Annotated in this window: 14 protein-coding genes; 6 read left to right on the plus strand and 8 right to left on the minus strand. The window is 36.9% G+C overall.

Features of this window, described 5'->3' with window-relative positions; genetic code table 11:
* Nucleotides 1-163: 163 nt before the first annotated feature.
* Nucleotides 164-1876: a lysine--tRNA ligase gene (gene lysS, locus QM491_RS05170; RefSeq protein ID WP_283326203.1), complete on the plus strand. Its 1713-nt coding sequence runs from the start codon at nt 164-166 to the stop codon at nt 1874-1876.
* A 145-nt stretch (nt 1877-2021) separates the two neighbouring features.
* On the opposite strand, the gene QM491_RS05175 is transcribed toward lysS, so the two are convergent.
* Both QM491_RS05175 and QM491_RS05180 read right to left on the minus strand, forming a co-directional pair.
* Complete coding sequence (locus QM491_RS05175; RefSeq protein ID WP_166552560.1) at nt 2022-2219, minus strand: cold-shock protein; 198 nt, start codon at nt 2217-2219, stop codon at nt 2022-2024.
* A gap of 203 nt (nt 2220-2422) precedes the next feature.
* The gene (locus tag QM491_RS05180) at nt 2423-2620 is read right to left on the minus strand and encodes a cold-shock protein (protein ID WP_095166461.1); all 198 of its coding nucleotides are present in this window, start codon (nt 2618-2620) and stop codon (nt 2423-2425) included.
* A 538-nt stretch (nt 2621-3158) separates the two neighbouring features.
* Here QM491_RS05180 and QM491_RS05185 point away from each other — a divergent pair.
* Entirely contained in the window at nt 3159-3380 is a 222-nt protein-coding gene (locus QM491_RS05185; protein ID WP_095166463.1) for a PspC domain-containing protein, read from the plus strand.
* Here QM491_RS05185 and QM491_RS05190 read toward each other — a convergent pair.
* Complete coding sequence (locus QM491_RS05190) at nt 3375-4388, minus strand: glycosyltransferase family 2 protein (protein WP_283326207.1); 1014 nt, start codon at nt 4386-4388, stop codon at nt 3375-3377. The genes QM491_RS05185 and QM491_RS05190 overlap by 6 nt on opposite strands.
* Nucleotides 4389-4802: 414 nt before the next feature.
* Here QM491_RS05190 and QM491_RS05195 point away from each other — a divergent pair, with 414 nt between their 5' ends.
* Complete coding sequence (locus tag QM491_RS05195) at nt 4803-6455, plus strand: APC family permease (protein ID WP_283326209.1); 1653 nt, start codon at nt 4803-4805, stop codon at nt 6453-6455.
* A 339-nt stretch (nt 6456-6794) separates the two neighbouring features.
* Here the strand turns inward: QM491_RS05195 and QM491_RS05200 are convergent, their stop codons facing one another.
* The 5 genes from QM491_RS05200 to panC all read right to left on the minus strand — a co-directional run bounded on the left by QM491_RS05200 (nt 6795) and on the right by panC (nt 11096).
* Nucleotides 6795-7487, minus strand: a complete 693-nt coding sequence (locus tag QM491_RS05200; RefSeq protein WP_283326210.1) for a zinc metallopeptidase — start codon at nt 7485-7487, stop codon at nt 6795-6797.
* Nucleotides 7488-7637: 150 nt separating this feature from the next.
* Nucleotides 7638-8114 carry a D-glycero-beta-D-manno-heptose 1-phosphate adenylyltransferase gene (gene rfaE2 / locus QM491_RS05205; RefSeq protein WP_283326211.1) on the minus strand — a complete coding sequence of 159 codons (477 nt, stop codon included), beginning with the start codon at nt 8112-8114 and terminating at the stop codon, nt 7638-7640.
* Between the two features lie 51 nt (nt 8115-8165).
* Nucleotides 8166-9146, minus strand: a complete 981-nt coding sequence (locus QM491_RS05210) for a lysylphosphatidylglycerol synthase transmembrane domain-containing protein (RefSeq protein ID WP_283326212.1) — start codon at nt 9144-9146, stop codon at nt 8166-8168.
* A 597-nt stretch (nt 9147-9743) separates the two neighbouring features.
* On the minus strand, nt 9744-10094 hold the full coding sequence (gene panD / locus QM491_RS05215; protein ID WP_283326213.1) for an aspartate 1-decarboxylase: 351 nt from the start codon (nt 10092-10094) through the stop codon (nt 9744-9746).
* A 147-nt stretch (nt 10095-10241) separates the two neighbouring features.
* Nucleotides 10242-11096, minus strand: a complete 855-nt coding sequence (gene panC / locus QM491_RS05220; RefSeq protein ID WP_283326214.1) for a pantoate--beta-alanine ligase — start codon at nt 11094-11096, stop codon at nt 10242-10244.
* 322 nt (nt 11097-11418) lie between these two features.
* Between panC and QM491_RS05225 the strand changes: the two genes are divergently transcribed.
* The 3 genes from QM491_RS05225 to glmS all read left to right on the plus strand — a co-directional run bounded on the left by QM491_RS05225 (nt 11419) and on the right by glmS (nt 15693).
* On the plus strand, nt 11419-12228 hold the full coding sequence (locus QM491_RS05225) for a glycogen/starch synthase (protein WP_166552552.1): 810 nt from the start codon (nt 11419-11421) through the stop codon (nt 12226-12228).
* Nucleotides 12140-13657, plus strand: coding sequence for a DUF4270 family protein (locus tag QM491_RS05230; protein WP_283326215.1), 1518 nt, complete (start codon nt 12140-12142; stop codon nt 13655-13657). The genes QM491_RS05225 and QM491_RS05230 overlap by 89 nt, the downstream gene beginning before the upstream one ends.
* Nucleotides 13658-13857: 200 nt before the next feature.
* On the plus strand, nt 13858-15693 hold the full coding sequence (gene glmS / locus QM491_RS05235) for a glutamine--fructose-6-phosphate transaminase (isomerizing) (protein WP_283326216.1): 1836 nt from the start codon (nt 13858-13860) through the stop codon (nt 15691-15693).
* The last annotated feature ends 274 nt before the right edge of the window (nt 15694-15967 follow it).

Genomic DNA, 15967 nt, shown 5'->3' on the forward strand with positions numbered 1-15967 from the left:
AAAAAACGAAAATTCGTGAAAGATACCCTTTATTAGGCTGTTCTAGGTTTGAAGACCCAGTAATTCTGACTAATTTTGCACTCTTTACGAAATCGTAGTAGATTACTATTCATGCAACTATTGCCCCGAAACTAATCTTGGGCAAAATTATCAATCAAGTACAATGCTATCAGAACAAGAAATCCTCCGTCGCCAGAAGCGCGAAGAGTTGATGAGATTGGGAATCGACCCATATCCTGCCGAGATGTTTGAAGTTAACGTAACGGCCGCTGATATTCACAAGAATTACGAGAACAATAAACTAGATTATAAACAGGTCTCAATCGCTGGTCGTCTGATGAGCTTTAGAATTATGGGTAGTGCCTCTTTTGCTGAATTGCAAGATAGTACTGGCCGTGTTCAGTTGTATTTTAGACGTGATGATTTGTGCCCTACGGAAGATAAAACACTTTACAATACAGTATTCAAAAAATTATTGGATATTGGTGATATTGTAGGAGTAAATGGTTACGTATTCACTACACAAACTGGTGAAATCTCAATTCACGTAACCGAGTTTAAAATCTTAAATAAATCTCTTCGTCCTTTACCAATCGTAAAACGTGATGACGAAGGAAACGTTTATGATGGATTAACAGACCCAGAAATTCGTTACCGTCAGCGTTATGTAGATTTGATTGTCAATCCAGATATCAAGGATATTTTTATCAAACGCTCTCGTATTGTAACAACCATGCGTTCAATGTTTGATTCAAAAGGCTGGTTAGAGGTGGAAACACCAATTTTACAATCTATCCATGGTGGAGCTTCTGCACGTCCTTTCAAAACTCACCACAATACATTAGATATGCCTTTGTATATGCGTATTGCTAATGAATTGTATCTAAAACGTCTTATCGTAGGTGGTTTTGATGGGGTTTATGAGTTTGGTAAAATGTTCCGTAACGAAGGTATGGACCGTACTCACAATCCTGAGTTTACATCTTTGGAGTTTTATGTGGCTTACAAAGATTACAACTGGATGATGAATATTACAGAAGAAATTTTCGAAAAAGTAGCAATTGCTACCAATGGAGATTCTAAAGTACAAGTAGGGGAGAACCTTATCGAGTTTGCAGGTCCTTTCGAGCGTTTGACAATTGCGGGCGCCATCGAAAAGTACACTGGTGTAAACGTAGAGGGTATGGACGAAACTACTTTGCGCCAACATTGTAAAGAGTGGGGCATCGAAGTAGATGGAACTATGGGTACTGGTAAGTTGATTGACGAAATTTTTGGTGAAAAGGTAGAAGCTAACTTGATCCAACCAACGTTTATCATGGACTATCCTGTAGAAATGTCGCCATTGACGAAAAAACACCGTAGCAAACCAGGATTGGTAGAGCGTTTTGAATTGTTTGTTAATGGTAAAGAAATAGCTAATGCTTATTCTGAGTTAAATGACCCTATCGACCAGCGCGAGCGCTTTGAAGAGCAATTGCAATTGGCTGAACGTGGTGATGAGGAAGCAATGGCGATGGATGAAGATTTCTTGCGCGCTTTGGAATACGGTATGCCTCCAACTGCGGGGATTGGTATCGGTATCGACCGTTTGACAATGTTAATGACTAATCAAACTACGATTCAGGAAGTATTATTCTTCCCTCAGATGCGTCCAGAGAAAAAAGCAGAAGTATCGACAGAAGCTGAATATGAAGCAATTGGTGTTCCAACTGATTGGATTCCAGTTTTACAGAAAATGGGCTTTATGACGGTTGCAGGTTTGAAAGAAGCGAATCCAAACAAAGTATTTAATGATTTGGGTGGTATGCGTAAAAAAATGAAATTAGATATTGCTATTCCAACTAAAGACGAAGTCTTAAAGTGGTTTGAGTAAATTTTACTACGGTTGACAAAGATTCCCTTTGTCAACCGTGATATAAATAAAAAAAGCTGAATTTTGATGTGACTCAAAATTCAGCTTTTTTACTTTGTAACGATAAACGTTTAAAGATTTATCATCACAGACAACTCAGTACTTATTATGATAATTTTCTAACATTCACCGCGTTCAATCCTTTTTTACCATCTGTAGTTTCGTAAGAAACAGAGTCGTTTTCACGGATTACTGCGCCACCAAGGCCAGTTACGTGTACGAAGATTTCTTGGTTTGTTTCATCGTCTACGATAAAACCAAATCCTTTAGATTCGTTGAAAAATTTTACTTTACCAGTTTGCATAAAAAAAATAAATAAAAATATAAAAAATAAAAAAGTGCTAATGCTGACTTTTGCTTAAAACAAAGCCTTCACATGAAAAATCCCAGCTTATGGAGTCTGGGATTCTATAAGACTATATATAGTTTGAACATTTATGTCTTGATTTTCTATAGTTACTTTGTCTAAAAAACTAACGACAAATAATCAAAGACAAGAGACGCAAACTATCTGATTTTCTTCACATTAACGGCATTTAAGCCTTGCTTTCCTTCTATAGTCTCGAATGAAACCTTGTCATCTTGACGGATTTGTGTACCACCTAACCCAGTTACGTGAACAAAAATTTCCTGTGCAGTTTCATCATCTACGATAAAACCAAATCCTTTACTTTCGTTAAAGAATTTTACTGTACCTGTTTGCATGATTAAAAAAAATAAAAATTGATAATAAAAAACTTTAGTAAGCCACTAAAGGCTCACATTAAATAGTTCGAAAAAAACTAACAATAAGTTTTTAAGTTCTTGATAATCACAGAGGGACAATACTAGAAGGAATTGTAAACTCTTGAAAACTGGTAACTTTTGGACTTCGGAGATCGTATAATTAAGAACTATTATTTCTCAAATGTAGGTATAATTTTATACAATCCAACTTTTAGCATTCTTTTTTTTTGAAAATGAGTAAAAATACCTGATATTTAGATTAGAAAAGTTATATTTTCTATGGTAATGTTAAAAAAATAAGCATTTAAAATTCAATAATTTAACCATTGATTCAAAACAAAAAAGGCACATAGTTGACCTAAGTGCCTCATTTACAAATTGTTTGTGAATATAAGTTTTGTACAAAAAGCTTACTAAGCTTAGTAGATTTTCGTATATTTGTTCATTGATAGATTGGTCGTCTATCAGCAATATAATCTTATCAAAAAATTGATTAAATAATCCCTATTTTACTACCATGCTAAAATTCAAGTACTTTGTTGAACAACACGTGTTTGGCGTATGCACACGAATGGGCGAAAAATTTGGTATTGCTACTGGGAGTATTCGCTTGTACTTTATTTACACGACTTTTCTAACAATGGGTTCACCCATCATTATCTATTTGATATTGGCTTTTTGGATGAACATTCGCAAATACCTTCGCCAAAGAAATCACCCTACGGTTTGGGAATTATAATGATTTTGGTAAATCGCTGAATTTCTTGATACCATTCAAAAAATGCGCTTTTACGATAGAATTGGGATGTATGAACTTGTATCCATTCTTTCGTATAAGTGCTTTTCTTTTTTTGTGCCAGCTACCAAAATTTGCATAGAAGTTAAAATGCGCTTTGATGACAGCAAAACAATCTTGCCAGCCACCATCTAGCATAAACTTAACACCTGCGATACCATCTAGTACCAGTCGCATCAAAATGTTTAACCATAGATGTTGTGGTGGGTGATTTTTGTAAAGAAGCGCTAAACCATTACGGAAGTTAAGATACGTTTTTCTTGGATTAGACTTATGCAACGTTCCGCCGCCTACATGATAAACTGTAGACTCAGCTGAGTAATAAACCTTGTAGCCTGCTAGGTGTATACGCCAACAAAGATCGATTTCTTCCATGTGAGCAAAAAAGTCTCCATCGAATCCGCCAACTTCATGAAAGGTAGTTGCACGGACAAACATACAAGCACCTGTAGCCCAAAATACTTCACGAGTGTCGTCGTATTGACCATGGTCAATTTCTAAATTATTAAAGATTCGCCCTCGACAAAAAGGGTATCCTAAGAAATCAATGAAACCTCCAGCCGCACCTGCATATTCAAAAGTATCTTTCTTATTAAAATCTAAGAGTTTAGGTTGACAAGCAGCAATGGAATCATCTGAGTCCATGAGTGTAATAATTGGCTCAATCCAATTATCGCATACCTCAACATCCGAATTGAGCAAGATGTAATATTCAGACTCCACTTGTGCTAGAGCTTCGTTATAACCTTGTGCATAACCATGATTTTCAGTAAGTTCGATTAGACGAACAGAAGGAAACATCGTTTTGAGAAGAGGAATAGATTGGTCTTTGGAAGCATTATCGGCTACGATGATTTCTGCTAATGGTGAGTGAGAAATTACAGATGGTAGAAATTGTTTCAGAAACTTTTCCCCATTGTAATTTAAAATAACAACTGCAACTTTTTTCATTTTATAGTGGTGAATCAAATTTGTAACTAAACTTCCCCATTAGCAGTACCCATAGCACCGTGTAAGAATTATAATACAAAGTTGCAATAAGATTTTTTCTGAAACAAAAACTAATCTTTGAAAAGTCTAAATCATTTTATCAATCGCTTTTTGAGTAGGAGAGGGTTTGATACATTGGCGGTGTGGGATTAACTGAAAGACGCATGAAATACTTATATTTGCAAGCTTAAAGGCTGAGTATGTGAGCCGATTTGATTGCATGAACTAGATTTTGTTACGTTATGTATCAATAAATCGTGTTGAATTTCCTATTTTTAGGCATACTCTATGGCTAGCAGGCTGAGAGAAATTTCTCAAAACCTTTTCTAATTTGATTATAGCTGTTGCTACCCAAACACTAAAACTTCAAACTAAATGTCTAAAAACACTATTTTTCGTAAAAAAAACATTCAGAGTGTACTGAGCCAAAGTGAAGACGGTCATTCGTCGGGTTTAGTAAAAGTACTTGGCGTAAGAGACTTGACATCCTTCGGTATAGCAGCAATTATTGGTGCAGGAATTTTTAGTACTATTGGTAGAGCGAGCTTTGAAGGTGGGCCGGCGGTATCGCTACTTTTTGTTTTTGTTTCGATAGCCTGCGTATTTACAGCGCTTTGTTATGCACAATTTGCCTCTATGGTGCCAGTATCTGGTAGCGCTTATACTTATGCTTATGTGTCTTTCGGAGAAATATTTGCTTGGATTATTGGTTGGGCTTTGATTTTGGAATATGCTGTTTCAAACATGGTAGTAGCCATATCGTGGTCTGAATATTTTGTAGGAATGCTAACAGGATTTGGTATTCACTTTCCTGATTATTTGACTATTGACTATGGAACAGCAAGTAAAGCTTTTGAGGCTATTCAACGTGGCGAGCAAGCGACTGATGTAATGAAAGTAGCAGCTGCGGCTTACGAACATGCTCCAACTCTTTTTGGAAATGCAAAATTATTGATTGATTTACCTGCGGGAGTAATCACTATTTTAGTGACAGGTTTGGTATATATTGGTATTAAAGAGTCACGTACAGCGAGTAACGCTTTGGTTGTGTTGAAGTTATTGGTGATTTTCTTGGTGATTATTCTCGGGGCATTTTATGTAAAACCTGAAAACTGGTCGCCATTTGCCCCTAACGGTGTTAAGGGTGTTTTGGGAGGTGTGGCTTCTGTATTTTTTGCCTTTATTGGTTTTGATTCTATCTCAACAACAGCAGAAGAATGCCGTGATCCACAAAGAGATTTACCCCGTGCGATGATTTACTGTTTGATTATTTGTACTGTTCTTTATGTAGCCATTACGTTGGTATTGACGGGTATGGTAAATTATACAGAACTAAAAGTAGATGATCCATTGGCGTATGTATTCCAAAAAATTGGCTTTGATTTTATTGCAGGTGTAATTTCTGTATCAGCGGTTGTAGCCATAACAAGTGCCTTATTGGTATATCAAATGGGACAACCTCGTATCTGGATGTCGATGAGCCGTGATGGATTGTTGTGGAAAAAATTCTCTGAAATACATCCAAAATTCAAAACTCCAGGCTTTGCGACCATCATGACAGGTTTGGTCGTGGCGATTCCATCTTTGTTTATGGATATGGGATTTTTTGTGGACTTGACTAGTGTAGGTACTTTCTTTGCGTTTATTTTGGTTTGTGGCGGTATTCTGTATTTGGATTACCAAGGTTTGTCGAAGGATGCTACTTTTAAAGTACCTTATATCAATGGTAAGTACATCGTAGCTACCTTGTTTATTATTGGATTTGGCTATGCTATCTCGCAAGGAACTTTTGTGGAGCATTTACAAGAAAAACCACTTTTGGCTGTATTCTGGCTGGTTTGGATTGTATTATCAATTATGGCTTTCAGATTGAATTTTTCATTACTACCTGTACTTGGTATTTTAACAAACCTTTATTTAATGACTGAGTTAGGGGTTACCAACTGGGCTATCTTTATTATTTGGTTGATTATTGGTCTTGTGATTTATTTTGGCTACGGTTATCGTAATAGTAAGCTTGCCAAATAAATAACAAGCTGTTAATAATATATGAGTTATTTGTTAATAGTGTATCAGTTATTAGAATGTGCTCATAGTCAAGAGGATATCATCAAATTGCACCTCAGATATACTATTGATTACCCAAATATGATTCATTACTAATGGAGTGAATATATTTTAAATTTACTGATTAGTCATCTAACATATTAATATCAAAAAGGCGGTCGAAAAACAATTTTCGACCGCCTTTTTGATATTATATTTCGAAATGAACCCTCTTTTGACGCAAAGCATTGCGTCTCTACTAGTGAAAATGTATTTTAAATAATCACTAAATCACTCAATCAACATTCACTAAATTTCTAATTAGTCATTACTTCTACGTCCCGAAAGCATATTTAAGTAATACAATAATTGCGCTAACATACCAATCGCTGCTACTACATAAGTCAAGGCTGCCCATTTGAGTGCGTCCTTAGCCATTTCGTGTTCTCTTGGTGTTACTATATTTCTTTGTTGCATCCATTTGATTGCACGATTACTTGCATCAAATTCTACAGGTAAAGTAATAAAACTAAAGATAGTAGCCACCGCAAAAAGCGCTACGCCAATCATTAATAACAACTTGCTCCCAGTCGAATACATAATCATTACGCCAATCATCAATAGCATAGGAGTAAAGTTATTGGCAACACTCAAAGCTGGCACCATTGAGCTACGAAATTGTAACATCGAATAGGCTGTTGCATGTTGTACAGCATGTCCACATTCGTGAGCAGCAACGGCGGCTGAGGCTGCGCTGCGTCCATAATATACATCTGGACTTAGATTAACGGTTTTGTCTGCTGGATTATAATGGTCTGTCAGTTGCCCTTCTACTGATAAAACTCTGACATCGTAGATACCATTGTCTTGTAGCATTTTTTCGGCTACTTCACGACCTGAAAGACCATTGGCAAGAGCAATTTGAGAATATTCACTGAATTTACTCTTGAGGCGCCAACTAACTAACATGCCAATCCCACCAAAAATTAAGGAAATTAACCAAATTCCTGTCATAGTCTTGTTTGTTAAATGGTTTTTAAAAATGGTAAAATAATAGCCTTTTGGCTATCAGCTTTGGGATCATCATTTTCTAAATAATATGTTATTTCAGAAAGTCGAGTCTTGTAAGTTATCATTATTGGAGACTCGATGATGATTTAATGATTAAAGCTGTTTGATTTTCTGTATTAAAGAGGTGGTTGAATATCCTTCTACCAACGAAATGGTTTTTACCTCTCCTCCTTTTTCTAAAACAAAATCTGAGCCAACGATAGTTTCAACGGTATAATCGTCTCCTTTGACCAAAATGTCAGGTTTTACCTGTTCAATAACCTGTAAAGGTGTCGGTTCGTCGAACAAAATGACAGTATCTACAAATTCAAAGGCCGCCATCATGCGAGAGCGAGCATATTCATTTACAACAGGACGAGTGGGTCCTTTCAAACGATTTACCGAAGCATCAGTATTGAGTCCTAGTACCAATTTGTCACCTAAGTTTCTTGCTTTTTCTAAATAATCAATATGTCCAAGATGAACTATATCAAAGCATCCATTGGTAAAAACGATTTTTTTCCCTTCAGATTGCCATTTTTCTACTTGATTGATGGCTTGTTCTAGCGTACAGATTTTATCTTGAGTCATCAGGTTATATTTTGCTTAAATTTGAAAATATGTCAAGGTTGTTATAGATGATTAACTTTCTTTTTTACTTGACTTTGAGGTTAAAAATAAGGTAACCAAAAAGCTAAGAGCGCCCAACAACAACAAGGCAACCATTTGTGAACCATGAATGAAGGTGGCTAGAATAATACCATTTTTTTGCTCTAAACCATACAATACGAGTGCGTTACCAACCAAGAAGTGATATGGGCCAATACCTCCTTGTGTAGGAGCAGCCATGCCAAAAGTCCCCATGGTCAAAACAGTCAAGCCAGCCAACATGCTCAAATGAGATGTTTCAGGGATGGCAAAAAATAGTACATACGCTGAGAAGTAATACATTACCCAAATAAGGAGCGTATAGAAAATAAAAAGCCCTGGCTTTTGCATTTTACCAATACTCAAAAGCCCATCTAATAAACCATTGATAAGCCCAACAACTTTACCTAACACTGGATGTTCTGCTAATTGGGCTTGATACTTTTTAAATAACCAAATACCTGCCACGCCACCAACAGTTGCTACGACCAATAGAATTACAATAAGCGTTATCTTTGAAGCAAATTGCTCCATAAAGAAATCTTTGAGCTTCGTGAATTCTAGGGCAAGGTTTAATAGAAAAATCACTAATAACATCACCAAGTCAAAAATACGCTCAGTAACTACTGTTCCAAAAGATTTTTCTATAGGAATATCGTCCGTTTTCTGTAAGGTTCCACAACGGGTAACTTCTCCCATGCGTGGAATAATATAGTTGGCAAAATAACCCGTAAGCACTGCCAAGGTAGTACGAAAAGTAGAAGGCTTGTAACCCAAAGGTTCCATCAATAGTTTCCATCTTATCGCACGAGAAATATGCGCTACTAAGCCCAAAATTCCTGATAAAATAATCCACCAATAGTTGGCATTAGCAAATTGATGAAGCATATCTGCAATGTTGATGTCTTTAAAAACAAACCACATCAAACATCCAGCTAGTCCTAAAGAGATAACATACTTAAGTATATTTTTCATGAAATAAATGTTGATAAGTGAAAAGAAGTTATTGGTTTAAAGTATATCTGTTATCAGAAAATAAGTTAGTGGGCAAAATAAAAATAATTTTACCCGCTTTAAGCTCAAGGCTTTATGCGGTAGGCTAAAAGTTAAATAGTATTTCTTATGAAGTAATAGAAACTTTTTTGCCTAATGCCTACAGCTTATTGCCTAAAGTGTATTAATGCAACTTTATTTTACACGATTACTTAAGTAATCGTGCAGGATTATATTTAAGTTATGTGTTTAGGCACTAGGCAACAGGCACAAGGCAAAGAGTGTTAAAATGTTTTTTAATAACCACAGCCATGCTTTTTCCAAAGCCCACCGCCGAAAGCCGTTACCTGAAAGCCCAAAGCTCAATCTTAAATTTTATTTTGCCTACTAACTTAAGTATGAGTGCTGAATTGTGAGTGATGAGTTTTGAGTGTAATTTTATGATTACTAATATTTTATCTCATCAATTTCTTAAATTTAATTTTGCACGATTACTTAATTATAACAAGGCTATTCATTTTATGTGAAACCAAATACAAATGGTGAACATAAGCCTATGTTCACCATTTGTAAGTCATATTAGATGACTAATTTGTTGTTATGGTCTGGGAACACCAGTTTCGGTTTGTGTTCGGCGGCTTCTTCGGGGGTCATTATCGCATACGCAATAATGATAGCAATGTCGCCTACCTGCGCTCTACGAGCGGCAGCTCCGTTGAGACAAACTGTACCAGAACCTCTTTCTCCTGTGATAACGTAGGTTTCAAAACGCTCACCGTTGTTATTGTTCACGATTTGAACTTTTTCATTTTCGATAAGCCCCGCAGCATCCATCAAATCTTCGTCGATTGTAACGCTACCTACATAATTTAGCTCCGCTTGCGTGATTTTAACACGATGGAGCTTTGATTTCATGACATGAATAAACATGACTTTATTGTTAAAATTTGCAAATATTTGAGTATGTAACAAAGTACAAGCCTCAATAATTGCACAAAGATAGTTTATGTAAATAGTTATTTGGTAATTAAGTAGACTAATTCTTAATAGATTGAAAGGCCAACCTCCCCCAAAAAACTATATAATAATATTGTCAATCAGACGAGTTTTGCCCAAAAATGCGGCAATACACAGCGCTATTTTACCTCCCTCTAAGCTTTGACTCAAAGTACCATTAAATGGAAGTAAGGTATCAAAGTCAGATATTTCGAAATACTCTAGCTCGATGCCTTCGACACTAGCCAAATAACTAGCTAAATTGTGTTTGACAACAGATACCTCTTGACCGTCTAATAAACCAGTTTTGGCTTGGAGTAAAGCTTGATATACAGCGGGAGCAACCGCACGCTGTTCAGGACTAAGGTTTCTATTTCTAGACGACATTGCCAGTCCATCCTCTTCACGTTGGGTTGGGCAGATTATAAGCTCAAGGTTAAAGCTCAATTCATTTACCATGCACGAAATCACAGCACATTGTTGTAAATCTTTCTGTCCAAAAAATGCCTTGTCGGGCTGAACAATGTGAAATAATTTTGAAACAACAATGCCTACGCCATTGAAATGCCCTGGTCTGAAAGCACCTTCCATTACGGTTTCTAAAGTTCCAAAGTCGAACTTCATAGTCGGTAATTGAGGATACATTTCTTCGGCCGACGGGGCAAATAAAATATCACATCCTGCGGTGTCTAACATTTGACTATCAGCTTCGAGAGTGCGAGGGTAAACCGCCAAATCATGTGCATTGTTGAACTGCGTAGGATTGACAAAAATACTACATACTACTACATCAGACTGGGCTTTGGCTTGGTTGATAAGAGAGATATGTCCTTGATGCAGAGCACCCATAGTGGGTACAAACCCCACTGACAGACTTTGATTACGAAGTTGCTTGAGATGTTCCTGTAATACAGAGATTTGATGAAATACTAACATCCTGTTTTTGTTTTAGTTAGTCTATAAAATCTAATGCCAACTATTGCAAAAGTTGGGTCGTTTGCTTGATCAAGATTGCAAAAAACGTTCAAAACTACAGGGTTCTTTTACATTCTTCGCAAAATGATTGTGGAATTTCCGTATTTTTTTTATATTTTTGCATAATTTTTTTCGAAATCTGTGCTTGTTTTTTGTTAGCGTTGATTGGTTGTAAACAAGGTTTGAGCGATTAATAGGAGATAAAACGCTCGTTACAACGCTTGTTAAATTTTAAACCAGTTAACACTTTTTAACAACTACTAAGCTCCTAACTACGACAACAATGTCTAAATTGCGTATCCTTTACGTTGCCAGCGAAGTTGACCCATTCCTTTCTACTACTCAGGTAGCTGATTTTGTAAGAAAATTGCCAGCGGCCATGCAAGAAAAGGGAATGGAGATAAGAATCTTAGTGCCAAGATTCGGGTTAATCAATGAACGTAAAAACCGTCTTCATGAGGTAGTAAGATTATCAGGATTCACCGTTCCAGTGGGTGATGATGATAAGCCTGTGACTATAAAAGTAGCAAGTTTGCCATCGGCAAAGTTGCAGGTGTATTTTATTGATAACGAAGATTACTTCCAACGTAAGACTGTTTTCACCGACAAAGAAGACAACTTTTATTCGGACAATGACGAGCGAGCAATATTCTTTTGCAAAGGCTCGTTAGAAACCGTAAAGAAATTAAGATGGGCTCCTGATATTGTGCATTGCAATGATTGGATGACGTCGCTTGTGCCGTTGTATCTAAAGACAACTTACAAGAACGATCCAATGTTCAAAGATGCTAAAGTCGTATTCTCAGTTTATAATAGTGCTTTCTCTCACAAGTTTGAAGCTACAAGCTTGTACGAAAAAGTAAAATTGATGGACATTGAGGATACTATGCTCGACAGTCTCAAAACGGCTGACTATGCTGGCTTTATCAAAATTGGAGCAGAGTATGCCGATATTGTGATTACCTCAGAAGAAGAAGTTACGGAGAAATTTAACACAATTGTTGATGAATTACCAGACAAAAAAATCGAGTTTGTTCCTGAAGAAAATATCGAGAGCTACTACAACCTTTACACAGATTTGGCAAGTGCGTAACCTTTGGGTACTCCTTGTTGGTGCGTTCTTGATGATGGCCTGTGATGATCCTGAAGAAATTGGTACAGAGCTTTTTGGTCAAGATATTGGTTTAGCTTATACTGATACATTGACAGTAGATGCGTCAACTATTCAATTAGACTCGATGCAGACATCTGGAATTCCATCAGTGTTTGTTGGTAGTATGAGTCACCCTGTTTTTGGAGATTATACCGCCAAAACGTTTTTCCAAGTAACCAATATTGATACTATCAAAATTGATACAGCGGGAACAAGTGCTTACAAGGCATCTTTGGTTGAATCAGTGGATTCACTAGCATTATATTTGGTATTCCGTCGTGTGGCGGGTGATACCAACAAAACTCAAACGTTCAAAGTCCACAGAGTGAAAAGTTCTGCGACTCCAACGGTGAGTAAGGTTTATAATACAGGTGATGTGTTGCCTGATTATGATGCAACTCCTCTTGCTACAGTAACTAGAAGCCCTTTACATCCAATCCGAAATGCGACTTCTACTTCTGAAGATACTTCAAAGTATAGTTATGTAAAAGTACCATTGCCAATGTCATTGGCGAAAGAAATTTTTGCACAACGTAACTTATCTAGTGCAAATGCAGTAGTATATGATAAATTCAAAGATATCATTAAAGGACTTGTACTGGTAAGCGAGAGTAGCCAAAATGCAGCACTTTCTTATTTTTCTGTAGGACAAAGTATGATGGATCTTTCTTATCACTATACTTATACTTACCGTAAAACAACTGGTGTAGATACCACTGTAAGCGTCAACAAAACTACTTCATTCTACTTGAGTAATGGTACAGCGGCGACAGGCGAGCAGAATGTAAGATGGACTAATGTGACAGTTAATAGAAAAGGTGCTTTGGCAAACCTCAAAAAACCTGCTGATGCGCTCAAATCTACTGACGCAGGTGGTTATGTGTACATGGATAATATTTCGGGTTTGGCTGTAAAATTGAAATTCCCAACATTGTTGAATTTGAAGAATAACAAAAATGTTGCAATCAATAAAGCTGAATTAGTCCTTGAACCAGATCAACCACTTTCAGGCTTTACTCGAATTTCAAATTTAGTAGCTATCCAAGAAAATGGTGCTAATCGCCCTTTACGTTATACATCAACGAATGGCTTTGTTTATGCAAACAGTGAGACCCAAATTTCATCTTATGCCACAAAAGCAAATAGTTATACCTTTAACGTAACTTCGGCTCTACAAAATATTTTATCAGGAAAAGCTACAGCCAATGGTTGGATTTTAACTCCAACATGGATAGGTTTAACCTCAAGTACTGCTACTTCTGTATCTGTATTGTCTAGCTCAAGAATCGTTGCAGTAGAGCCAGTTCAGGCGGTTTTCAATGCTAAGAACATCAAACTGAAAGTCTACTATACACATATTTCAAAGTAATAGTTGGCAAAATTTTTGCTACTCATTTAAAGCGGAGTACTCATCTAATGAGTGCTCCGCTTTCTTTTTTACAGTAATATATTGCCGTATTTTTTTGCCAAAAATCATGTAGGTTAAGGCAATTTGATTATTTTTACGCATCAAACACAAGAGTAAAGCAACTATAATCAATCAAATTTTCAAACTATAATCATTATACTATGTGTGGAATTGTAGCCTATGTTGGGCATCGTGACGCCGCACCTTTGATTCTCAAAGGTTTAAAACGTTTGGAATACCGTGGATACGACAGTGCTGGTATAGCCTTGTTGAACGGCGCTTTAAATGTTTACAAGAAAAAAGGTAAGGTAAAGGATTTGGAAGAGGCTATTGCCCATGAAACACTTCAAAGTACGATTGGGATTGGTCACACCCGTTGGGCTACACACGGCGAACCAAATGATCGTAATGCACACCCGCATTATTCTGCAAGTAAGAATCTAGCAATTATTCATAATGGTATTATTGAAAACTATAGTTCTATCAAGAAAAACTTGATTAAAAAAGGACACGAGTTTCACTCTGATACCGATTCTGAGGTATTTGTACATTTTATTGAAGATATTCAAATCAATGCTGGGTGTACTTTAGAAGAGGCAGTTCGTTTGGCGATGAAAGAAGTGGTTGGAGCGTATGCCATCGTGGTTATGGATGCGACTAATCCAACTCAGTTGATTGCTGCTCGTAAAGGTTCTCCATTGGTGATTGGAGTAGGAGAGAAAGAGTTTTTCTTTGCTTCTGATGCTACTCCAATTATTGAATATACTCATGAAATGATTTATCTAAACGACTACGAAATTGCGGTAGTGCGTGATGGTGAATTAACGGTGAAAAATATCGATAATGCGTTACAATCTCCATATATCCAAACGGTAGAGTTAGAACTTGAAGCTATCGAAAAAGGAGGGTATGAGCATTTCATGTTAAAAGAAATTTTTGAACAACCTCGTTCGGTGGCTGACTGTCTTCGTGGTCGAGTAAATGCAGATAATGGGCACTTAGTATTGGGTGGTTTACGTGAATATACTGATAAACTTGCTAAAGCCAAACGTATTGTAATTGTAGCTTGTGGTACTTCATGGCATGCGGGCTTAGTAGCCGAATATCTCTTTGAAGAATTGGCACGTATCAATGTTGAAGTAGAATATGCCTCAGAATTTAGATACCGTAATCCAATCATCAAAGAAGGTGATTTTGTAATTGCGATTTCACAGTCTGGCGAAACTGCAGATACCTTAGCCGCTATTGAATTGGCTAAGTCAAAAGGAGCTACTATTATTGGGGTATGTAATGTGGTGGGCTCGTCTATTCCTCGTGCTACTCATGCGGGTGCATATACACACGCAGGTCCAGAAATTGGTGTTGCTTCAACAAAAGCTTTTACTGCTCAAGTGATAGTTTTGACCCAAATGGCGATTGCGGTGGCTCGTAAGAAAGGTTCATTGCATGAAGATACCTTTAGAAGGCTGTTGTTTGAATTGGAACGTATTCCTCATAAAATCGAAACAGTATTACAAAGCGACGGTAAAATCAAGGAGATTGCTGAGAAGTTTAAGGATGCTCGTAACTTTATCTATTTGGGTCGTGGCTATAACTTCCCAGTAGCTTTGGAAGGTGCTTTAAAATTGAAAGAGATTTCTTATATCCATGCAGAAGGCTATCCTGCTGCTGAAATGAAGCATGGACCTATCGCTTTGATTGACGCTGAAATGCCAGTGGTGTTTATTGCGACAAAAGATAGTTCTTATGACAAAGTAGTTTCTAATATTCAAGAAGTAAAAGCTCGTAAAGGTCAGGTAATCGCAATTGTTACAGAAGGAGATAAGTTAATCCCAACTATGGCAGATTATGTTGTTGAAATTCCTGCTATGCACGAAGCTTTGATTCCATTGGTATCGGTAATTCCATTGCAATTGCTTTCGTATCATATTGCAGTAATGCGTGGTTGTAATGTAGACCAGCCTCGTAACCTTGCTAAGTCGGTAACGGTAGAGTAGGTGTTAGTGCTGAATGATGAGTTGTGAATTTTGAGTAATCAATATTTTATACTCAAAATGAGATTACAGTATTACCTAGTTCGAGACTATGTCTTGGACTAACTTCTACGGCAGTTTATAAACTGTATATAAAAAAGTCCTTCGTAAAATACGGAGGGCTTTTTTTATGCAGTTGTCTAGTCCTGAAATAGGTTGTCATCCAACCGACTTATTAAATGGAAACAAGTTCAAAAGCGAAACAGAAGCGTAGTCAACGAGATTACAGTATGGCTTT

The organism is Flectobacillus longus, from assembly GCF_030056705.1.
Taxonomy (GTDB): Bacteria; Bacteroidota; Bacteroidia; order Cytophagales; family Spirosomataceae; genus Flectobacillus; species Flectobacillus longus.